19 protein-coding genes are annotated in these 21,310 nt (G+C 40.4%); 9 read left to right on the top strand and 10 right to left on the bottom strand.

The features are described from left to right. Nucleotides 1-14: 14 nt before the first annotated feature. From WG954_RS17755 to WG954_RS17745, 3 genes are all read right to left on the bottom strand, one after another. A complete protein-coding gene (locus WG954_RS17755) occupies nt 15-401 on the bottom strand; it encodes a hypothetical protein (protein ID WP_340438143.1) in 387 nt (128 codons plus the stop codon). A 68-nt stretch (nt 402-469) separates the two neighbouring features. Then, on the bottom strand, nt 470-1,093 hold the full coding sequence (locus WG954_RS17750) for a hypothetical protein (RefSeq protein ID WP_340438142.1): 624 nt from the start codon (nt 1,091-1,093) through the stop codon (nt 470-472). A 592-nt stretch (nt 1,094-1,685) separates the two neighbouring features. Beyond that, nucleotides 1,686-2,732 (bottom strand): agmatinase family protein, encoded by a 1,047-nt coding sequence (locus tag WG954_RS17745; protein ID WP_340438140.1) that lies wholly within the window; start codon nt 2,730-2,732, stop codon nt 1,686-1,688. A gap of 281 nt (nt 2,733-3,013) precedes the next feature. On the opposite strand from WG954_RS17745, the gene WG954_RS17740 reads away from it, so the two are divergent. The 5 genes from WG954_RS17740 to WG954_RS17720 all read left to right on the top strand — a co-directional run bounded on the left by WG954_RS17740 (nt 3,014) and on the right by WG954_RS17720 (nt 8,848). Next, nucleotides 3,014-3,421 carry a cytochrome c maturation protein CcmE domain-containing protein gene (locus tag WG954_RS17740; protein WP_340438139.1) on the top strand — a complete coding sequence of 136 codons (408 nt, stop codon included), beginning with the start codon at nt 3,014-3,016 and terminating at the stop codon, nt 3,419-3,421. 56 nt (nt 3,422-3,477) lie between these two features. Continuing rightward, entirely contained in the window at nt 3,478-5,946 is a 2,469-nt protein-coding gene (ccsA, locus tag WG954_RS17735; protein WP_340438138.1) for a cytochrome c biogenesis protein CcsA, read from the top strand. Nucleotides 5,947-6,107: 161 nt separating this feature from the next. Further along, nucleotides 6,108-6,827 (top strand): DUF4294 domain-containing protein, encoded by a 720-nt coding sequence (locus WG954_RS17730; RefSeq protein WP_340438136.1) that lies wholly within the window; start codon nt 6,108-6,110, stop codon nt 6,825-6,827. A 95-nt stretch (nt 6,828-6,922) separates the two neighbouring features. Further along, nucleotides 6,923-7,657 (top strand): bacillithiol biosynthesis deacetylase BshB1, encoded by a 735-nt coding sequence (bshB1, locus tag WG954_RS17725; protein WP_340438135.1) that lies wholly within the window; start codon nt 6,923-6,925, stop codon nt 7,655-7,657. A 102-nt stretch (nt 7,658-7,759) separates the two neighbouring features. Continuing rightward, the gene (locus WG954_RS17720; RefSeq protein ID WP_340438134.1) at nt 7,760-8,848 is read left to right on the top strand and encodes a fatty acid desaturase family protein; all 1,089 of its coding nucleotides are present in this window, start codon (nt 7,760-7,762) and stop codon (nt 8,846-8,848) included. On the opposite strand, the gene WG954_RS17715 is transcribed toward WG954_RS17720, so the two are convergent. Together WG954_RS17715 and WG954_RS17710 are read right to left on the bottom strand one after the other, a co-directional pair. Continuing rightward, a complete protein-coding gene (locus WG954_RS17715) occupies nt 8,829-9,413 on the bottom strand; it encodes a methyltransferase domain-containing protein (protein WP_340438133.1) in 585 nt (194 codons plus the stop codon). The genes WG954_RS17720 and WG954_RS17715 overlap by 20 nt on opposite strands. A 21-nt stretch (nt 9,414-9,434) precedes the next feature. Further along, entirely contained in the window at nt 9,435-11,477 is a 2,043-nt protein-coding gene (locus WG954_RS17710) for a caspase family protein (RefSeq protein WP_340438132.1), read from the bottom strand. A gap of 143 nt (nt 11,478-11,620) precedes the next feature. On the opposite strand from WG954_RS17710, the gene WG954_RS17705 reads away from it, so the two are divergent. Continuing rightward, on the top strand, nt 11,621-12,775 hold the full coding sequence (locus WG954_RS17705; RefSeq protein ID WP_340438131.1) for an acyl-CoA dehydrogenase family protein: 1,155 nt from the start codon (nt 11,621-11,623) through the stop codon (nt 12,773-12,775). A gap of 74 nt (nt 12,776-12,849) precedes the next feature. Next, nucleotides 12,850-13,530 (top strand): YggS family pyridoxal phosphate-dependent enzyme, encoded by a 681-nt coding sequence (locus WG954_RS17700; RefSeq protein WP_340438130.1) that lies wholly within the window; start codon nt 12,850-12,852, stop codon nt 13,528-13,530. A 64-nt stretch (nt 13,531-13,594) separates the two neighbouring features. Here the strand turns inward: WG954_RS17700 and WG954_RS17695 are convergent, their stop codons facing one another. After that, nucleotides 13,595-14,239 carry a dioxygenase family protein gene (locus WG954_RS17695; protein ID WP_340438128.1) on the bottom strand — a complete coding sequence of 215 codons (645 nt, stop codon included), beginning with the start codon at nt 14,237-14,239 and terminating at the stop codon, nt 13,595-13,597. Nucleotides 14,240-14,430: 191 nt separating this feature from the next. On the opposite strand from WG954_RS17695, the gene WG954_RS17690 reads away from it, so the two are divergent. Together WG954_RS17690 and WG954_RS17685 are read left to right on the top strand one after the other, a co-directional pair. Next, nucleotides 14,431-15,432: a sensor histidine kinase gene (locus tag WG954_RS17690; protein WP_340438127.1), complete on the top strand. Its 1,002-nt coding sequence runs from the start codon at nt 14,431-14,433 to the stop codon at nt 15,430-15,432. Then, a complete protein-coding gene (locus WG954_RS17685; protein ID WP_340438126.1) occupies nt 15,432-16,154 on the top strand; it encodes a LytR/AlgR family response regulator transcription factor in 723 nt (240 codons plus the stop codon). The genes WG954_RS17690 and WG954_RS17685 overlap by 1 nt, the downstream gene beginning before the upstream one ends. Before the next feature lie 94 nt (nt 16,155-16,248). Here WG954_RS17685 and WG954_RS17680 read toward each other — a convergent pair whose 3' ends face one another. The 4 genes from WG954_RS17680 to WG954_RS17665 all read right to left on the bottom strand — a co-directional run bounded on the left by WG954_RS17680 (nt 16,249) and on the right by WG954_RS17665 (nt 21,287). Continuing rightward, complete coding sequence (locus WG954_RS17680) at nt 16,249-17,538, bottom strand: amidohydrolase (protein ID WP_340438125.1); 1,290 nt, start codon at nt 17,536-17,538, stop codon at nt 16,249-16,251. Nucleotides 17,539-17,565: 27 nt separating this feature from the next. Continuing rightward, a complete protein-coding gene (locus WG954_RS17675) occupies nt 17,566-19,077 on the bottom strand; it encodes a serine hydrolase (RefSeq protein WP_340438124.1) in 1,512 nt (503 codons plus the stop codon). A 124-nt stretch (nt 19,078-19,201) separates the two neighbouring features. Continuing rightward, entirely contained in the window at nt 19,202-19,651 is a 450-nt protein-coding gene (locus WG954_RS17670; protein ID WP_340438123.1) for a pyridoxamine 5'-phosphate oxidase family protein, read from the bottom strand. Between the two features lie 88 nt (nt 19,652-19,739). Continuing rightward, complete coding sequence (locus WG954_RS17665; protein ID WP_340438122.1) at nt 19,740-21,287, bottom strand: acyl-CoA mutase large subunit family protein; 1,548 nt, start codon at nt 21,285-21,287, stop codon at nt 19,740-19,742. Between the last annotated feature and the right edge of the window lie 23 nt (nt 21,288-21,310).

Below are 21,310 nucleotides of genomic sequence, written 5' to 3'. Positions count from 1 at the left end.
AAAATTGATATTACTTAACAGGCTTTGGGCGGTTGCCAGATAGAAGAACGAAACGTGGAGCTGATAAAACTTTCGTTGCTGATAGCATGTGCTACTGGCAGTGCGGTCTCAACTTTAGGTATCAATGAATAAAAAGGAGTAGGTTCAAATACACTCAATACAGCACCGGTATATCCGCCTTGTGATTTGAATGGCAATTGCTGATCCTTGCTGTAATCAAGATCAATAATATCCTCATCATTATAATGCATGGCAAGGAATTGAAGCAGGCCGAGATCTTTATTTTGTTCTTTGTGTTCGTTGTAATGTTTGATCAGCAACGGAAACTTCAACAACTGACGAAGCTCTGTTGAGGAAATGAGATACGCTCCCAGAAATAATATACAGATAGCCTTTTTCAACAAAGCAAAGATATTTTAAAATACCTGGAAGTTGGTTGCATATAAATTGCAACTAGGTTTCAAGCGCATTACTTTTTTGTAAACTGCTCCCTGCAATAGGCATTCGTCTCATCCATTTGAATTTCGCTCAATACAGCACCGGTTTCGTATTGTATGAATTGGTTCTGAACGGTGTTGATGGAAACAAAATCGTTCTTGACAATCATGTTGTCAATATTCTTCCATTCAATTAGTCGCTGTTTCAGGTTATCAGGTGTGTGCACACCCTTTTCATCAATTGTGATATAGCAGGGTGAAAAGATCTTTCGTTCGGTAAAGAAGAGGAACAGGAGGCCTCCACCTGCAAAGAACTGAAGCACGGCTCTCATTCCTTCGTTTAATTGCAAGAAATGCCATGCAGCATAAAACAGAACCACGGCTCCCAATAACCGAAAAATGCCATTACTTCTCGACTGATCAGCCATCCATTTTTTTCCAACGAATGCATAGAGAATAATCAGCAAGGCAACCGACACTTGTACCACAACAAAAAATAAACCCGGAGTAGGGGTCTTGAATTCGCCCCATGCATTTGCAATCATTAAAAACCCAGCCAGTAAATGTAAAAGACGGGCTGCTTTTTTTTGTTTTTCAAACGGTTCAAAGAAAATGGGAATACGATATGTGTTCATGGCAGGATAAAGATACAGCATATGAATTTATACATTGGCCGCACTGTTGTTGGGAATGCTAAGTGACAATTTGTATTTCAAGGACAAACAATACAGCTTGTACTGTTAATAAAACAAATAAATAGATATCATCTCTTCACCGGGTTTAGGTTTTGCACAATGCCGGCTAAAAAATGTGAAAAACGTAAAAACATTGCCAATATCATATTTTATACTACAAAAGAATATCAAATTTCGCTGTTCTTTTGTGTCATAGGTGTTTTTCATAGGTTAGCAACGGCCGACTCTTTCCAGGGACGGCCTATTTTTTGCCCATACTTATTACATCAGTTTTTTGTCCATCACTTTTAAGTATTACATCCCAATCGGCACAGTTTTGTCATTTTTTTCCTGACTTAGTTTAAAATGTCTTTTTCAACCACACGCTGAATTGTTTTTTATTCTATATTGCACGTAGGTGTTTTTCATAGGTTAGCAACGGCCGACTCTTTTTAGGGTTGGCTTTCTTTTTTTAAGAACATCTCAAACAAGCTCAAAGATATTTCCTTACGCCTGTTAGCATAAAAAAGAGGCCCATTAAAAATGAACCTCTCATTGATATACAGTTGTATGTTTAGTTTGGATTACAAGCCAACAGCATGTTGCTGAGTTTGTAAAGCACTCTTGCACCTACGTTCTCATCCCACTCATTGCTGCTTATACCCACTTCATTCAAATCGAAGCCAATCAGCTTTCGCCCACTGCTAATGATTTTGCGGAATAAATAGAAAGCCTGTTCTGTTTCAAGTCCACCCATAACCGGTGTGCCGGTGTGTGGGCAAAGTTTTGGATCAAGCCCGTCGGCATCAAAACTGATGTATACTTTGGCCGGCAAATGTTCAATTATATCATCAACCACCTGTTTCCAGGTTTGCCCTTCATACATACGTTCTTTTAAGTCTCTGTCGAAATAAGGAACGATGCGGGAGTTGCTTTCGCAAACAATCTTCCACTCGTTATCTCCAAAATCACGAACGCCAACCTGTACTAATTTCTTGATCTGTGGTATTTCTTTCAACGCATTGTACATGATCGAGGCGTGTGAGTAAACGAAACCTTCGTATGATTCACGCAGGTCAAAATGCGCATCGATCTGCAGAATACCAAAATCGCCATACTTTTCAGCAATTGCTTTGTAGTAACCAAGCGGAGTGCTATGATCGCCTCCGAGCAATGCAACAAGCTTACCTTTATCAAGCAAGGCTTTTGTTTGCTCATACACCCAGTTGTTAAGAAATACGCTGCCGGCGTTTACCTCTTTTAGCGTTTTGCACATGAACTTGTTATCGTTCACATTTTCACCTTGTGATATATAGTTAATGTAGAGTTCTGCTTCTTTACGGAGATAATCGCTTTTAAGGAGGATTGTGCGGTCAACATCACGCATGTAGATACCTCTTCTCCAGGCATCATTGGTGTCATTGTCGAGCAGATCAACCTGCAAACTTGCACGGAAAATATGTTCAGGAGCACGGGCTGTACCTGCTTTGTAGCTTACCGTTACTTCCCAGGGAACGGGCAGTATGATCAAATCGGCATCTTCTTCTGAAAATGGGAGCCCGAAAATATTATTGTTGGGGTTACCTGCGCTGTTGGGGTCAAACCCCGATAGATCGGCCATGTGGTTACAATTTGGAAAAACTTCGCAAAGGTAATAGACATTATCACAACCTGAAAGAGTTGCATGGAAAGTTTTGCACAATGAAGAAAGTTGTAAAAGAAGGTGGTTGAAGTAATTGTTGGGAAAGGCAAATCGGAAACATAATTGCAGTTCGCTCACTTGTCTCAACAGTTGTTACAAGGAATTATGCCATCTATCCAATTATCTGTGTTTTATGTTTAACATCACAAAAAGCGACTTGTTTTTGGTCTAACTTTGCGGCTGCAATAAAAAAGCATCGAATGAAGACCTCACATATCCTGATCTTAATCGTTATTGCCGTTGCGATTGGCATACTTATCAGCAGCATGGGTGACCTTTCAACCTACGATACCATTGATTCAGCAAAAGCCAAGCCGGGTAAGTTTTTGCACCTGATCGCCAAGCTTGATACTGCAAATGGCAAAGAGATCGAATACGATGCATTTAAAAATCCGAATTACCTGGCCTTTCATGTGGTTGATTCTTTAGGAGGATCTACCAAAGTTGTTTACATGAAGGGAAAGCCTCCAACAGATATGGAACGTAGCGAACGTATGGTGCTGAAAGGAAAGATGACAGACAGTGCTTTTTTGTGTGATGATATTCTTATTAAATGCCCCAGCAAGTACAAAGACGAAAAAACAAAGATCAGTACAGTTGCTAAATGATAAATATTGAGTTAACCCACGTTGCGAAATAGTTTTTTTGAACCAATTACCGAACCATGCCATTTATAGGTGAACAGTTATTGCCCGGACAGATCGGAAATTTTTTAGCTATTCTTTCATTCGTCGCCTCGTTACTGGCAACCGTTGCTTACTTCAAAGCAACACAATCACAAATACCGTCTGTACAGCAAAGTTGGAAACGGATTGCTCGTGTGTCGTTTATTGCCGAGATCATCGCCATCATCGGCATTTTTGCAGTACTCTATTTCATTATTTCCAATCATCGTTTCGAATATAAATATGCCTGGCAGCACAGCAATTACCAACTGCCTATGCAATACATTCTTGCCTGTTTTTGGGAAGGACAGGAGGGTAGCTTCCTGCTTTGGAGTTTCTGGCATTGTGTGTTAGGTGGTATTATCATGTTGCGTGAAAAGAAATGGGAAGCACCTGTAATGGTCACCATTAGTTTCATGCAATTTGCATTGGCAACCATGGTGATAGGTATTTACTTCTTCGATTTTAAACTAGGTAGTAATCCATTTGTGTTGATGCGTGACCAAGGCATGTTAAGCCCTGAGCAATTCCCGATTGGTTTTGATTCAGAAGGTCATTTGCGTAGCGACTACCTGAGCTTTATCCGTGATGGAAATGGATTGAATCCATTGTTGCAGAACTACTGGATGACCATTCACCCGCCGGTTCTCTTCCTGGGTTTTGCGAGTACTATCGTGCCGTTTGCCTTTGCCATTGCCGGACTCTGGAAGAAAGATTTTGGCGGCTGGGTGTTACCCGCCCGTCCTTGGGCAATCTTCAGCGCCGGTATTCTCGGTTTGGGAATTATGATGGGGGCTGCATGGGCTTATGAAAGTTTAACCTTTGGTGGTTACTGGGCATGGGATCCTGTAGAGAACGCATCGCTGGTGCCTTGGTTAATCGCCATTTGTGGTATTCATACGCTGATCGCTTATAAGCACACCGGTCATTCTTTACGAGCTACTTTCTTATTCTTTATACTTCAGTTCCTGTTCATCATCTATTCCACCTTCTTAACCCGTAGCGGAATCTTGGGTGATACGAGTGTGCATGCTTTTACTGATCTTGGAATGAATGCTCAATTGCTCACCTTCCTTTTAATCTTTGTTATTCCATCATTGGCTTTGTTTGCTATTCGCTATAAGCAAATTCCGACAGTTTATAAAGAAGAAGCCTTCAGCTCACGAGAGTTCTGGTTGTTTGTTGGTTCATTGTTGTTCTTCATCTCCGCACTTTATATTATTGGTAAAACTTCATTACCTGTATTCAATAAAATATTTGGCACCAAGTATGCGCCTGCACAGGATATTGAATATTCATACAACAAAGTACTTATCCTTTTCTCCTTTGTCATTGCGATTCTTACTGCTATCAGCCAGTATTTAAAATATAAACAAACACCCGGACCCGCATTTATCAAATCAATCTGGCTACCGGCATTAATTGCTTTGATCGCTTCGTTAAGCATCAGCATTTTTGGCGACATTAATTATAACAAATACGGTATCGGTTATCTCACTGTGATTCATTTCAGCATATTTGCAGCTGTGTTTGGAGTGATTGCAAACGCCATGTACATCTTTACCGGTATTAAAGGAAAGATGATCAAGGCCGGTGCATCCATTGCACACGTTGGTTTTGGATTGACCTTGCTGGGTATACTTATCTCTTCTTCAAAGAAAGAGGTGATCAGCTGGAACACAAGTGGTATTATGGTGAATTTTGGCGAAGAGAGTAAAGAGAACCCTGCTGAGAATTTAACACTTGTAAAAGGGATAGCAACAGATATGGGTAAGTACATGGTCACTTATCTCGGCGATTCAACGCATCCATCAGATCCCAAGCAGTATTTCAAAATTCATTTCAAGTATAAGAATTCTGAGGAAGGATTTACGTTGTATCCTGATGCATTCGTAAACTTCAAAGGCAACGAAGGCATCATGGCAAATCCTGATAGCAAACATTATCTGCATAAAGATGTGTTTACCTACATCACTTCATTGCCCAACCCTGATAAAAATAAAGACACATCTTCGTTTAAAGAACATAAGATTAAGCCGGGTGATACTGTCTTTTATTCACAAGGATTTTTAGTGTTGGATAATGTTGGTCGTGATATTAAGCGCAAGAATATTCCTTACGAATCATCTGATTCAGTTTTTGCTGCATCAATTACAGTTTATGCAAAAGACAGCAGCCGTTACAGCGCCGAACCATTGTTGATCCTGCGTGGTAACAATATTATGCCCGTGGCTGATACAGTTATTTCGCAAAGCCTGGTATTGGCATTCAGCGGAGCTGAAGCTGATGGTATTAAACTTGGGGTGAAGGAAAGTAACGCAGTATTGCAATATGTAACACTAAAAGCTTACCAGTTTCCGGCGATAAATGTATTGTGGTTTGGTATTTTACTAATGACCTTTGGCTTTTTGCTGGCAAGCTGGAATCATATTCAGAAAAACAGGAAGGCCGAGTTGAAATCTGTTTAATAGAGTCGCTGATAAAGAAGATGAGGCAGATTGAAACGATTTTTGCCGATTTATTCTGTGTTTCCGTGACAATAAATTAAGAAAATCTTCACAAGGCAGCATCGGTTACATTCTTCCTGTCTGTTGTATTAACAAGGTAGAATGCTTAATTTACATTGTCGATGAAGAGCTGCAAGTGTATATCATGTTTATCTGTACTCCTTTTATGCTTCCTGTTAAGCAACAGTTCTCTTTATGCGCAGGAGGTTTTACCTCCACATCCCGATTCAACTTCTCCCAAACAGGTTATTAAAACAGAATACGGTGTAAACGATACCATTTATGTGAAAGCCATGTTGATTAATGGCGAGATCATTGGTGGCAGGGAAATAGGTGAAGTATTGGTATGGGGTGGTAATCCAAAGGATGCAGCAAAGTATTGGGCCAACTGGACGAGGTTAAGAAATGCTGTTTATCTCACTTATCCTTATGCACGTTCAGCAGGTGTGGTGATGAATGATGTAAACAAACATCTTGAAAATATCAGCGGTAAATCTGAACGCAAGAAATACATCAAGTCAAGGGAAAAAGAATTGCGTTCAAGCTTCACCGATAAAGTAACTGATCTTTCTATTTACCAGGGCAAGGTGTTGATGAAACTGATCAACCGCCAGACAGGTAATAACTGTTATGAAATTGTCCATGAAATGAAAGGCGGTTTTACAGCAGGTTTTTATCAAACGCTGATGTTCTTTGCAGGCACAAGTTTAAAGCAGGGCTGGAACCCAACCGATGATAAATTCGATAAACAGATCGAAGATATTGTGCTTGAAATTGACCGGATGTATTATGGTGCGCCGGGTTATACTACAACTACTGTTAGGGCTTCAGCAGGCAGGTAACTTTATTGTTTTCCACATAATAGATTGTTAACTGGATTCCATCTTCTTGTATGTGTCTGCTTATTTGCTACTTTCACAGTCCAAAATTTTATTAGATGAAATTAGATATACTCGCATTTGGTGTTCACCCCGATGATGTTGAATTGAGTTGCGCCGGAACATTAATGGTAGAAATCAACAACGGGAAAAAAGTTGGTGTGATCGATCTTACACGTGGTGAGCTTGGTACAAGAGGTACAGCCGAAACAAGAAAAGAAGAAGCAGCTGTTGCAGCAAAGATCATGGGTGTGCATGTAAGAGAGAACTTAGGTATGCGTGATGGTTTTTTTCAGAACAATGAAGAACATCAACTGCAGATCATTCAAAAGATACGTCAATACCAACCGGAAATTGTTATTTGTAATGCATTGGTCGATCGTCATCCGGATCATGGCCGTTCATCAAAACTGGTGTCTGATGCAAGTTTTTTATCTGGTCTTCGCAAAATAGAAACCAGCATTAATGGTGAAGCACAACAGGCGTGGCGACCAAAGTATGTGTTTCATTATATCCAGGATCGTTATGCAGAACCTGATTTTATATTTGATATCAGTTCGGTGTTCGATCGTAAAGTAGAAAGCATCAAAGCATACGGCACACAGTTTCACAATCCCAATCCCGGTAATGATGAACCACAGACATATATATCCACACCAGCTTATTTTGAAACAATCATCAGCCGCCATAAGATGTTTGGTAAACGCATTGGTGTGGAGTACGGCGAAGGGTTTATTACAGAGAAACGCATAGGTATCAACACGTTCGATGCATTAATTCAAGTGAGCACCTAATGCTTGTTTGTAGATGTTACTGTTAATCCTCTGTCATTCTTCAACAGTTTAGAGGTTAAAAGGACGAGAATCGTTACCTTCGTGCAATTATTTTTTTGTACAATGAGCACTCCTAAATTTGCCGTTAAGGCACAATCCTTCCACACAGAACTAAAGAGAAGGGTAAATTCTTACTTCGAAGAACAACGAAAGAAGCCAACAGGAAATTTCAGCCTCTATTTCAAAGCAATCGGTTTTGGTGTTGCATTGATTGCTGTTTATGTTCACCTGGTTTTCTTTACTCCGGTTTGGTGGCTTGGTGTAGCTGAGTCAATTGTGTTAGGCGGATTGATCGCAGCAATTGGTTTTAATGTAATGCACGATGGAGCACACGGAAGTTTCAGCACGAATAAGGTTGTAAATATGATGGCTGCGTTTTCATTGAACATGTTAGGTGGCAGCAGCTTTATGTGGAATTTCAAACACAACATAATTCATCATGCTTATACCAATATTGATGGGGTAGATGATGATATCGATATTCAGCCGTGGTTGCGTATGAGCAGCACACAGAAAAAATACAAGCTGCATAAATACCAGCATTACTATTTCTGGTTCTTATATGCGTTGCTTTACATCCTTTGGATATTTGTAATGGACTATCAGAAATATTTTAAGCAAAAGATCGGTAACATGCCATTAAAGAAAATGGAAGTGAAAGATCATGTTGTTTTCTGGTCGTTCAAATTAGTTCACCTGATCATTTTTGTTGGTATACCAATTTACTTTGCAGGATTTGTTCCCTGGTTAGTTGGATTCCTTGTAACTACATTGTTTGCGGGTGTGGTGATCAGTATTGTGTTTCAGTTGGCGCATACAGTTGAGCATACACATTTCCCGATGCCAAGTGAAGAAGATGGTCGCCTGCAGGATGAGTGGGCTATTCACCAGTTAAAAACAACAGCAAACTTTGCTACAAGAAATAAATTGATCTCTATGCTGGTTGGTGGATTGAATTTCCAGGTGGAGCATCACCTGTTTCCAAAAATTTCGCATGTACATTATCCCGCTATCAGCCGCATCATTAAGCAAACCTGCCAGGAGTTTAATGTGGAGTATATTGAATATCCCAAGATGCGTATGGCTATTGCATCACACGTGGCTTATTTGCGTGAAATGGGTAGAGGAGAAGTTAAGCTTTACCAGCACTAAAAAATAATTCAGAGCCTTTACGTGGCGGAATGGAGTTGTAACACAGCTCCATTTTTTTTATGAGTAAATGTTTGTTGAAGAGCTGTTCGTATTCTTCTTTGCTGCCACCAAAAGGAGGCCCACCTTCAAATTCCTTATTAAATAAAACACCAACGAGTTTACCATCGGGTTTCAGCAGTTGTCCCATATGTTCTACATACTTGCTGCGTAATGAAGGATCGAGTGCGCAGAAGAAAGTTTGTTCAAGAATAAGATCATACTGTCCTTGGTGTTCAAAGAAGTCACCCGTAATAATCTTGATGGGCTGTCCTTTGAATCTTTCTTCTAATGCAGCGGTAAGAACAGGTGAAATATCGAGCACAGTTACATTGGTAAACCCTTGTTGCAGCAACCACTCAGCTTCATAAGCATTTCCACAGCCCGGGATGAGTATGGAAATGCTTTTATCTTTTAATGATTGCAGGTATTCAACAAGAGGAGTGGAGCCATAGCCAATATCCCAACCCGTTTGCTGTTGCTGATAACGGTTACTCCAGTAATCTGCATCGAGTGTTGATTGACTCATGAAAACATTCTTTCGAAAAAGTTACTGCATTTTAAAATAGAAAATGTCGTAGAAGTTTGTATTGAGCCAGGGTTTTTGTTTACCGCTTGATTTTTCTCTCACTTCACGACCGGTTAATTTAAACACATTCTCCAGTTGCATGTTGGGTGATGCAATGTATTTGATCAACGAGCCTGTGTACAATCCATTGGTGCCGGCAACGCCATCACTTGCAACGGAACCAGGATCTGTTGCAAAAGAAATCACCGTATTGTCGGGTGGAGTAATAGAAGCTAATCCTTCATTTGCATCATCTTCACCAAACGAACCACGATCAAATGGATTGTTGCGGCAGGCATCAAGAATAACAATATTCAATTTTGTTGCTGCATTTTCCATCCTGTTCAACACCCAGTTAATGTTGGGACAATCTTCTTTGATATCGGCTTTTGTCTGCAACCTGAAATCGACTGGGATGATATAGTTAAAGTTATCAACCTGCATGCCATGTCCGGAGTAATAAAACAATGCCACATCTGCCCCTATGATCTTTGCACCAAAATCACGGATGGCTGTTTTCATTTGGGATGCACTACCGTCAATTACTTCAATCACTTCAAATCCGCATGAACGTAACACTTGTGCCATTGAACGGGCATCGTTCTTCGGGTTTTTCAGTGCGGTAGTGTATTGATAAGATTGGTTACCAATAATAAGAGCCATTTTCTTTTTGAAGTTCGTGGTAACTAAACCACTGGTATTTGAACCTGTGGTAACAACATTGTTGTTAGGGGTATTATTATTTGGCTTGTTGTTATTGGTCGGATTTGTATTGTTGCCACTCGGTTTATTTGTTCCGGTAGTTGTGTTTCCGCTAGTATTAGGTTTTGTATTGGTTGGGTTTGTAACAACAGGTTTGTTATTGTTTGTATTTGTTGGCGTATTGTTGTTTGAAGCAATTGTTCCGGAGCCTGTGCCAATTTGGTAATTGTTTCGCACCCATGCATCGTAGCCGGGTGGTGGCGTGGTTTTATCCTGGTAAGTACCTTCTTTCCAATAACCGATCTTCAATGTACCATCAAACTGAACGAGCTCACCTTTTCCATGTGTACGCTGATCTTTCCATTCGCCGGTATATCGTTCACCATTTGTGTAGTAATAAGTGCCCTTGCCGTTAAATTTATTGTCATCAAAATTTCCTGAATAGAAATCGCCTATATCAAAGTAGTATTTGCCTTGACCATTGCGGTAGCCATTTTTAAAATAACCTTCGTAGTAGCCGTTGTTGTAAACGTATTTACCATAGCCATTTTTACAATCGCCACTGATGCAACCTGTAGCACCGCCTGTTTTTACCAATGATGATTTTGGTGTGATCAGATTGTTATCACTCCAAAAACCAATTTTCTTTACACCTGTATTTGGGTCGTAATTAATACCCCAGCCGTTCCGCTTGCTGTCAATAAAATAACCTACATACTTTTCGCCGGTGATAAAGAAATAGGTGCCATAACCTGTTAACAGATTTTGTTCAAATTGGCCAACCCAACGGGTGCCATCATCCCAGTAATAAGCGCCATAACCATCACGCTTACCGTTTTTAAAATAGCCAAAATAGCGGTCGTTACCGCTATAGTATTTCATCCCATAACCAGCTTCACAATCACCATTCAGGCAACCTGTGGTGCCGACTGCTTTTCCGTAGTATGATATTTTGCCGAGATATTTTCCTTTTTCGAAGATGCCGGTTTGTTTTGTACCGCTGGTTAATGTTTTCTCACCTTCACCATCAAACTCACCATTTTTAAAATCGCCGATGTATTTAGTACCATCTTTAAACTCCATAACCCCAAATCCACTGAACGTGTTGGCAAGACTCTCACCAATAAATTTTTCGCCGGTTTTCCAGGTGTACACACCAAAGCCTTCACGTTTGTCATCATAAAACTCACCTTCATAAATATCGCCGTTCTCGTATTTGAATTTGCCAAAGCCGGAGCTGCAGTTGCCGCTTAGACAGGTTTGTGCGGAAATTTGTAAGGAAAGGATAAGGTTAAAAGAGAAAATGAAAACAAAGGCTTTCATATTTTGGGTTATTTTGGTTGAAAGTTACAATGCATCCTAAAGATACAAATACCCTGAAGTTGGTATTTATTTAGTTGCAAAAAAGGACTAAAACTTTCAACTGTTAGTATCCCTTATCTTTGCCGCAAACTTTTAAACTCTATATGCACTTTGAATTAACAGAGGAGCAGTTGATGATTCAAAAAGCTGCCCGAGATTTTGCCAAAACAGAATGTTTACCCGGCGTTATTGATCGGGATGAATTACAGAAATTTCCGAAAGAACAGATCAGCAAACTGGCCGATCTTGGTTTTATGGGCATGATGGTAAAACCGGAGTACGGTGGCTCTGGCATGGATACAGTTAGTTACGTGCTGGCAATGGAAGAGATCAGCAAGATCGATGCAAGTGTGAGTGTGTGTATGAGCGTAAACAACAGCCTCGTCTGTTATGGCTTGCAGGAGTACGGGAGTGAAGAACAAAAGCAAAAATATCTGACGCCACTTGCCCAGGGTAAGAAAGATGGCGAATTATACATCGGCGCATTTTTGTTGAGCGAACCGGAGGCTGGAAGCGATGCCACGTCTCAACAAACCACTGCCGAAGATAAAGGCGATCATTATGTAATTAATGGGATAAAAAACTGGATAACTAACGGTAATTCTGCTTCAGTTTATCTCGTGATTGCACAAACCGATCGATCTAAAGGCAGCAAAGGTATTAATGCGTTTATTGTTGAGAAAAGCTGGCCCGGTGTAACGGTTGGTGCGAAAGAAAATAAACTCGGTATTCGTGGAAGTGATACGCACAGCATTTCTTTTCAAGATGTAAAAGTGCCCAAGGAAAACCGCATTGGTGAAGATGGTTTCGGTTTCAAGTTTGCGATGAAGACGCTTGCAGGCGGGCGTATAGGTATTGCTGCGCAGGCGCTTGGTATTGCAAGTGGTGCGTATGAGCTGGCATTGGCTTATTCCAAACAACGTAAAGCATTTGGTAAAGAGATCATGCACCATCAGGCTATTCAGTTTAAGCTTGCTGATATGGCAACCCGCATTGAAGGTTCCCGTTTACTATGTTTGAAAGCTGCATGGGAAAAAGATAATGGCATCGATTACACACTCAGCTCATCAATGGCGAAAGTATTTGCCAGCGAAACTGCAATGTGGACCGCTACTGAAGCGGTGCAGGTACATGGTGGTTATGGGTTTGTAAAGGAATATCATGTGGAGCGTTTAATGCGTGATGCCAAGATCACCCAGATCTACGAAGGCACAAGTGAAGTACAGCGCATCGTTATCAGCAGAGGTATTTTGAAATAAACATCATTTGAAAATTTGTGAATGTGCTGATTTGAAAATGATCAGCACATTTTTATTTTCAGCAACTTTGTGCAATGGCAGTTAATACAGAAGCATACCAATCGATCAGGCAGGAATTAGATGCAAAGAAGGTTACCCTGGTAGCAGTCAGTAAAATTCAGCCCGTTGAAGCCATTCTTAAATTATACGAATCAGGTCAACGTGACTTTGGCGAAAATTATGTGCAGGAGGTGATTGAAAAACAAGCTGCATTACCAAAAGATATCCGCTGGCATTTTATTGGTCACTTGCAAAGTAATAAAGTAAAATACATTGCGCCCTTTGTGCATTTGATCCATGGCGTTGACAGTTTCAAATTGCTGAAAGAGATCAACAAGGAAGCAGCAAAGAACAACCGGGTGATCGATGTGCTTTTGCAGGTGCATATTGCGCAGGAAGAAACCAAGTTTGGGTTAGACGAAAACGAACTTAATTTGATAATTGGTGAATTTGAAAATTTGAAAATTCCAAACGTACAGATTTGTGGTTTAATGGGGATGGCTAGTTTCAGTGATGACTTAGAAAAAGTAAGACGAGAGTTCCGCTATTTAAAATCTTTATTTACTGAAAGCGCTTCAAAATTCACAGATCACCATTCATCATTCACCATTCTCTCAATGGGTATGAGTGGCGATTATAAAATTGCAATGGAAGAAGGAAGTAATATGGTGCGAATAGGTAGTTTGTTATTTGGTGCAAGAAATTATGTGAAGTGATGAGTGTGGTCTGACGGTTTGCAACCATGCAGACCATTGGATAAGGTTTAATGATTAATGTTTTTTATTTAGGATAACCCGGAATATTTCTTCCCAAGTAAATGTTGCGTTCTGCTTTTACCAAACTGCCTCCGGGTTTTATCGTAAGTATACCACTGCCACCACGGTTTTGTAAACGACTTCGTTCTTCTGTTGTAAGGAAGGGATCATTATCAAATACAAATTCATCGATCCAGTATTCTTGTTTGCCCGGCTCTTTAATGGTGATATGAATATGTGCCGGACTCTTACTGTTGGGATAAGATCCCGGACGAAGCGTAAAGAATTTATAAAAGCCATTCTTATCGGTCTTCATCCAGCCCCGTAAATAACCATGTCGCTTGGCCCAGCCTATTTCATCTCCTTTTTGCGGATAAACACCCGTATGGTCAGTATGATAAATATAGATGATCACTCCTTCAGCAGGTGTTTTACCATCAGCTTTATACACCGTTCCGTTAACGGCAAGTTTTTGTCCCGGTAAGTTCCAATCGGGGAGCCATACCATTGGTTCTAATTTGTCGAATGGAATCGGGCTTTCATAAATGGCTTCACATCCTTCGCAACCTCCCACATCAACTTTAATGTCGTTTGTTGATTGCTGTTGCGCACAGGAAATGATTGGGAGATTGGTAAACAGAAGAATTGCAAGAGTGATGATATGGTTCATGGCAAATTTGGTTTGTAGTACAAATCTTGAACAAATAAAATGATCGTCCAATTCATTTACACCAGCAGCACTTGTTGCTTGACCAACGGCAGGTTTGCATTTCGTCAGCAAAAAGCAACAGGAACTGTAATCGGTTTTAACAGGCGGATTTTGTACATTTATTTTGAACTATGCATAACGCACCATTTTTTTTGAAGTATAAACTGCATCATGTACTTATCTGGATGCTGGTGTTCGGCACATGGTTTCTGTTCCGGTACGAAGGGTATAGTCTTCCCGCCACTGCATTTAAAGTTACACTTATTAAAGTGATAGATTTGGCGGCATTGGTATATTTCACCAACTATGTTCTTATTCCTAAACTGCTTTATAAGAAGAAGTATGTTTTGTTTGCTGTTATACTGATCAGCTTAATTGTTTTGAGCAGCCTGTTAAAGATGAATATCATTGGCCGCATGACCAATAACCCTGCTTTGCTGAATATTTCCGGCAATTGGAAAGGCAGAGTGTATGACAATGTAATACCACATTTCTTCCTGGTTTTAGCAGGCGCTGCCTTTAAGTTGATGTTTGATTACACCGCCATGCAAAAAAAGATGGCCGATATGGCAAAAGAAAAAGCAGAGGCCGAATTGAGTTTTTTAAAGTCACAGATCAATCCGCATTTCCTGTTCAACTCCATCAACGCTGTTTATTTTTTGATCGACAAAGAAAACAAAGAAGCAAGAGAAGCGCTGCATAAATTTTCGGACATGTTGCGTTACCAGTTATACGAAGCCGGTGGTGATAAAATACCGATTGAAAAAGAGATCGACTTTTTAAATGATTACGTAGCCTTACAAAAACTGCGGAAGGATGATCAATACAAAGTAGATTTTTCAGCAGATACCGAAGTGAAAGGATTTTCGATTGAACCTTTGCTTTTAGTATCGTTTGTTGAAAATGCTTTCAAACATATTTCACATCGAAGTAATGAAACGAATTATGTAAAAGTGAAACTCTCCAAAACAAAGGGCACATTGGATTTTCAGGTAGAGAATTCAAAAGAAGATGCGATTTCAATTGAAAAGAATGGTGGTATTGGTTTGCAGAATGTAAAACGAAGATTGGAATTATTATATCCCGGCAAGTATGATCTCAACATACAAAATGGGGGGGAGGTTTATTCTGTTCATCTTAAACTGCATGTCTAATGTTAATTAAAGTTGTGATCATCGATGATGAGCCGCTTGCCCGTAAGGGATTAAAGGAGTATGTTGCTGATGTAGATTTTCTGCAACTGGTGGGAGAGTTTGATCATCCGTTGAAAGCAGCCGATCTCATCAGTAAAGGCGAAGTGCAATTGTTGTTGCTTGATATACAAATGCCAAAGATCACTGGCATTGATTTTTTTAAAACACTGCAACAGGCACCGCCGGTTATTTTTACCACTGCTTATCCGCAATATGCATTGGATGGGTTTGAACTGAATGCCTTGGATTATTTGGTGAAACCAATTTCATTCGATCGTTTTCTGAAAGCGGCCATGAAAGCAAAAGAATATTACGAACTGCGTCAACAAAACAAAGCCGCTGAAACTGCAGAGCAACAAACAGATTTTTATATCAAGGCCGATAACCGCTTTGTGCGCATCGCCTTCAATGATATACAGTATGTGGAAGCATTGCAGAATTATGTATGCATTTATACGAAGGAAAAGAAATACATCAGCTATCTCACGATGAAATCGGTGGAAGAATATTTACCCGCATCGCAATTCATCAAAACGCACAAATCGTTTATTGTAAATGCAGCGAGGATCGAAGCTATTGGTGGAAACGAGATACGTATTGCTGAGCATCGGATTCCAATCAGTCGGAATGAAAAAGAAGATGTGCTGGAGCAATTGTTGAAGAATAAATTTTTGAAAAGATAAATAGAGTCGCAGCTAACACGGATAAAGCGGATAAGCACAGAAGAAATCTGTGCTTATCCGCTTTAATCAGTTCAATCCTTGTTTCTATTGCTGTTTACTTCTTCATCTTCCCATAATCAAATACAATATTGCAAAAAGCTTTTACCCCTACATCCAGCATACTGTCGTCAATTATAAAATCGGGCGTATGATGTCCGGTCGGTTGTGCACCTTTTGGCATACCACCAAGATTAAAGAAAAATGCGGGAGCTTTTTCACCGAAATAGGAAAAGTCTTCTGCTCCTGTTGTCCAGGTTTCTTCTACCGTATTTTCATTGCCTGCTGCCCGTTGCAAAGAAGGCAATGTATTTGTAACAAGTGCAGGTGTATTGTATGTCACCAATGTTTTCGTATCGATCACCACTTCTGCCGTTGCACCATAAGCACTGGCAATCGTTTGTGCTACTTGCTTTATTTTTTCATGAACTTCTTTTTGCATTTTACTGTCGAGTGTGCGGATCGTGCCACTGAAGCTCACTTCTTCAGGAATGATATTTTCACGAACCCCGCCGTTGAATTTACCTACTGTAATTACAACGGGCGCTTTTGTTAAGTCGGAACTACGGCTTACAATAGTTTGCAAACCATTAATAATTTGTGCCGAGATCATGATGGGATCAATACCCGTCCATGGAGCAGAACCATGTGCTCCTTTACCTTTTACTTTAATGGTAAACCAATCGCTGCTGGCCATAAATGCACCGCTCTTATATGTGATCTTTCCAATTTCTGTGTCAGCTGAAATGTGCAAACCAAAAATTGCATCTACTTTCGGGTTGTCCATTACACCTTCTTTAACCATCAAGGCAGCGCCGCCTTCTTCATCGCCTGGAGGACCTTCTTCTGCAGGTTGGAAAATAAATTTCACTGTACCTGTTACATCTTTTTTCATCGATGCCAACACTTCAGCAGTACCCATTAAAATGGCAACATGCGTATCATGTCCGCAGGCATGCATTACGGGAACTTGCTGACCAAGGTAATCAGCCATCACAGTTGATTTGTAAGGAACATCAACACGTTCTTTGATTGGCAGTCCATCAATATCTGCACGCAACGCAACCACAGGACCAGGTTTCCCTCCTTTCAGTATAGCAACCACACCTGTTTTAGCAACGCCTGTTTTTACTTCCAGTCCAAGGCTTCGTAAATGTGCAGCGATGTATTCCATCGTTTTGAACTCACGGTTACCCAGTTCAGGATTTTGATGAATATGCCTGCGCCATTCAATTACTTTAGGTAGCAATGCTTTTGCTTTCTGATCGATCAATTGCTGAATGTTTTGTGCAGACGCTGATGAAACAGCGGCGCACAAAACGATAAACGAAAATAGTTTTCTCATCATGCTTTATTGTTTAGTTGGAATTGAACATTAGTTTTTAAGAAATACATAGCCATCGTATTCCACAAAGTCAGATGCTTTTATTTCGATCGCTGATACTTTGTTGTTCTTGATCTCAAATGGTACAGCAAACTTTCCGTACGACGGATGGTTCCAGGTAAGTAAGAAATTTTTATTGTCTATGTATTCAAGTTTGCCTTTCAGTTTTGGATGATGACTCAACAACACGGTTAACTCATTATTCTCTTTAACGATCTGCATGTTACCATACACATGATTGTAATAGGTTCCAACAAATGCATCTGCACTTACCGGTAAACTTGGTTTTTTCTTCGCCCGTTCTTCCCAGCCTTTCATTTTTGAATCGTTCAACACCTGATCCTGTTGTTGAAACTGTAGTAAGAATTTGCTTCTGTCAACATAAGGAACACCTAAGTAGGCATCCATGATCTGGTAGCGCAATGCTTCAAAGAAATTCTGGTTATCGTTGTTGGTCAAAATACTGATACCGAGTTTTTCTTCCGGTATAAAACATACATTGGTAACAAAACCAAACGCACCGCCTGTATGCCAGTACACTTGCCTGCCATTGTAATCCGTCATGTATTCACCTAAACCATACGCACGGAAATGAGTAGGGTAGTAAGGCGATTTTCGTGTGCCTGTCAATATATTTCCATCTCTTGTTTTTTGTAACACCTGCCATGGAATAACAGATTGACCATTGATCTTTCCGCTATCTAATTGAAACATGAGCCATTTGCTGAGATCATTCACACAACTGATCATACTTGTTGCCGGACCCAGATTGTCGATTTCATCATAAGGCAATTTGCTCAACGGGCCGAATGAGTTGGAGTAGGGAACAGCCACATTCTTCCGGTTTGCCATACCCGCAGTGTTCATATAAGTATTCGTCATGCCAATAGGATTAAGCATGCGATCCTGCACAAATTTTTCCCATGTGCTGCCGGTAACTTTTTGCAGGATTTCTCCTGCCACCAAAAAGCCTGCATTACAATATCCATAGTTCTGGCGAAATTCTCCTTCCGGTTTCAGCAAACGCATTTTCCAGATGATGGAATCTTTTGGCAGGTTGCTGTTCCAGAAAGTGAAATCGCCCTGGAATGTTTTGGTTCCTAAACGATGGCACAACATATCTTTCACGGTTGCCAGTTTGGTTGATGTTGAATCGTACAACTTAAACCATGGAATATGTGTTGTTACCTTGTCATCCAGCGATAATTTTTTTTCATGTTCAGCTAATGCAAGACTGGTACCTGTAAACAACTTTGAATTAGATGCAATAATGAATAGTGTATTCGCATCTACTTTTTCAGGTTTGCCCACTTCTTTTACGCCATAGCCTTTAATGAAAACGATCTTCCCATCTTTTACAATTGTGATAGCAAGGCCGGGTATGTTCCAGTCTTTCATACCACGTTCAATGTAGCGTTCAAGGCTATCTTTAATGAAGGCAGGCGGTTCCTGGGCATATACTGAAGTAGCAACTAAAAACAGAAGTGCAAATAAATATTTCATCGAACAGTTTGTTTGAAGGAAGATACAGAAAAATGCCTGATGAATGATTGGCAACAACTGGCTTTTGTTGAATAAAAAAAGCGGATGTATCAATTACATCCGCTTTCTATTATCAGCAATTCGTTTATCGTTCCCACAATAACTTTTTTCCAAATACCAATGTGTTATCAGTAAACTTAACACGGCTTATTTCAATTACCCAGATATCTCCACGAAAGAGGCCTGCTACAGGAAATTTTTTGAGATAGGTTTCCTTGGCCTTGCTTCCAATACTGCCTTCGGCCTTCATGAATTTTCCATTGAACTGTACACCCTTCACTTTTGCTTTCACAATTTTATCTGGTAGAATGGTTCCGGCTACAAGATTATTTTTTAATGCATTCTCGATATGCTTTGTATCTGAATCAGATTTAAACACAAGCAGATTCTGGCTTGGTTCAAACGCATAATAGCAAGAAGCGCAATAAGGCTCATCATTAACGGTTGTGGCAATTGAGATAACTGATTGCTCTTTCAAAAAAGCAGCAATATGCTCGTTCATTACTGGAGATGCTGATGTATCGGTAGTTGCCATGGTTGAAATTTTAAATAAAGATGTATGAATATACAAAGAGCCGGGCTAACCTGTATTAGTTGGGGAACTGATTGTGATAAGCTATCTTTTATTTGTACTCACCATATACAGCCCTCAACTCATCGGAAATTTCACCAAGGGTACATTTATTTTCAACTGCGGTGATCACTGCCGGCATCAGGTTTTCGCCGCTGCCTGCTCTGTCGTTGATCTCCTGCAGACATTGATCCACTTTGCCGGGATCACGGTTATTTTTTAAGCGTTGAAGTTTTTCTGTTTGTACAGCACGGATGCTGTCATCGATCCTGAAAACAGGTGTAGTGTTTTCTTCCTTCACCTGGAATCTATTAACGCCAACAATGATCTTGGAACCATTCTCAATATTGCGTTGGTACTCATAAGCACTTCTTGCAATTTCATCCTGTATAAAACCTTCTTCAATAGCAGATACACTGCCGCCCATCACGTCGATTTTTGAAATGAGATCCCAAGCCTTTTGCTCAATTTCATTGGTAAGAGCTTCCACATAATAACTACCGGCCAATGGATCAACCGTATCAGGTGCACCGCTTTCAAAGGCTACGATTTGCTGTGTGCGCAACGCAATGCGTGCAGCCTCTTCGGTTGGCAAGCTCAATGCTTCATCATACCCATTTGTATGAAGTGATTGCGTACCGCCCAACACCGCAGCTAATGTTTGAATAGTTACTCTTGAAATATTATTGAGCGGTTGCTGTGCTGTTAATGTACTGCCACCTGTTTGCGTATGAAAACGCAACATCATGGCTTTAGGATCTGTTGCACCCAGTTCTTTCATCATATGCGCCCACATGCGGCGTGCTGCACGAAACTTTGCGGCTTCTTCAAACAAATTGTTGTGTGCATTAAAGAAGAAGGAGAGACGTTTACCAAATACATTAATGTCTAATCCTTTTTCTAACGCTGCTTTTACATATGCTTTTCCGTTTGCTAATGTAAATGCGATTTCCTGTACCGCTGTGCTTCCTGCTTCACGGATATGATAACCGCTGATGGAGATCGTATTCCACTTTGGTAATTCATGACTGCACCATTCAAAAATATCTGTGATGATGCGCATGCTTGGTTTGGGCGGATAGATGTATGTTCCTCTGGCAGCGTATTCTTTTAAAATATCGTTCTGGATAGTGCCGGTAATTTTTTTCAGATCAGCACCTTGCTGTTTTGCCAAGGCAACGTACAAAGAGAGGAGAATAAAACCAGTGGCATTAATGGTCATTGACGTGGATACATCTTCCAGTTTAATTCCATTAAACAGTGTTTGAATATCTTCAATACTATCAATGGCCACACCCACTTTTCCAACTTCGCCTTCAGCTAATGCATGATCACTGTCGTAACCAATTTGCGTGGGCAGATCAAATGCCACACTTAAACCACTTACACCTTGTGATAATAAATAATGATAGCGTTTGTTGCTTTCTTCTGCAGTAGAGAAACCTGCATACTGGCGCATGGTCCAGAGTTTGCCACGATACATATCGGGCTGCACGCCACGTGTAAAGGGAAACCGCCCGGGTAATTCCTGTTCACCAGCTCCATTGTAAAGTGGCTTTACTTCAATTCCCGAATCAGTATAGATCTTTTTTTCTTCCATAAGCAGGCAATCGTTGCAGATGG

It is taken from the genome of Lacibacter sp. H375 (assembly GCF_037892425.1).
In the GTDB taxonomy this organism is placed as follows: Bacteria; Bacteroidota; Bacteroidia; order Chitinophagales; family Chitinophagaceae; genus Lacibacter.
This window is presented reverse-complemented; position numbering and strand designations above follow the sequence as displayed.

Bases quoted from the DNA above. Each gene is read 5' to 3' on its own strand.
- WG954_RS17750 (WP_340438142.1), bottom strand. From the start codon at position 1,093: ATGCTGTATCTTTATCCTGCCATGAACACATATCGTATTCCCATTTTC.
- WG954_RS17745 (WP_340438140.1), bottom strand. From the start codon at position 2,732: ATGGCCGATCTATCGGGGTTTGACCCCAACAGCGCAGGTAACCCCAAC.
- WG954_RS17740 (WP_340438139.1), top strand. From the start codon at position 3,014: ATGAAGACCTCACATATCCTGATCTTAATCGTTATTGCCGTTGCGATT.
- ccsA (WP_340438138.1), top strand. From the start codon at position 3,478: ATGCCATTTATAGGTGAACAGTTATTGCCCGGACAGATCGGAAATTTT.
- WG954_RS17730 (WP_340438136.1), top strand. From the start codon at position 6,108: ATGAAGAGCTGCAAGTGTATATCATGTTTATCTGTACTCCTTTTATGC.
- bshB1 (WP_340438135.1), top strand. From the start codon at position 6,923: ATGAAATTAGATATACTCGCATTTGGTGTTCACCCCGATGATGTTGAA.
- WG954_RS17720 (WP_340438134.1), top strand. From the start codon at position 7,760: ATGAGCACTCCTAAATTTGCCGTTAAGGCACAATCCTTCCACACAGAA.
- WG954_RS17715 (WP_340438133.1), bottom strand. From the start codon at position 9,413: ATGAGTCAATCAACACTCGATGCAGATTACTGGAGTAACCGTTATCAG.
- WG954_RS17710 (WP_340438132.1), bottom strand. From the start codon at position 11,477: ATGAAAGCCTTTGTTTTCATTTTCTCTTTTAACCTTATCCTTTCCTTA.
- WG954_RS17705 (WP_340438131.1), top strand. From the start codon at position 11,621: ATGCACTTTGAATTAACAGAGGAGCAGTTGATGATTCAAAAAGCTGCC.
- WG954_RS17700 (WP_340438130.1), top strand. From the start codon at position 12,850: ATGGCAGTTAATACAGAAGCATACCAATCGATCAGGCAGGAATTAGAT.
- WG954_RS17695 (WP_340438128.1), bottom strand. From the start codon at position 14,239: ATGAACCATATCATCACTCTTGCAATTCTTCTGTTTACCAATCTCCCA.
- WG954_RS17685 (WP_340438126.1), top strand. From the start codon at position 15,432: ATGTTAATTAAAGTTGTGATCATCGATGATGAGCCGCTTGCCCGTAAG.
- WG954_RS17680 (WP_340438125.1), bottom strand. From the start codon at position 17,538: ATGATGAGAAAACTATTTTCGTTTATCGTTTTGTGCGCCGCTGTTTCA.
- WG954_RS17675 (WP_340438124.1), bottom strand. From the start codon at position 19,077: ATGAAATATTTATTTGCACTTCTGTTTTTAGTTGCTACTTCAGTATAT.
- WG954_RS17670 (WP_340438123.1), bottom strand. From the start codon at position 19,651: ATGGCAACTACCGATACATCAGCATCTCCAGTAATGAACGAGCATATT.
- WG954_RS17665 (WP_340438122.1), bottom strand. From the start codon at position 21,287: ATGGAAGAAAAAAAGATCTATACTGATTCGGGAATTGAAGTAAAGCCA.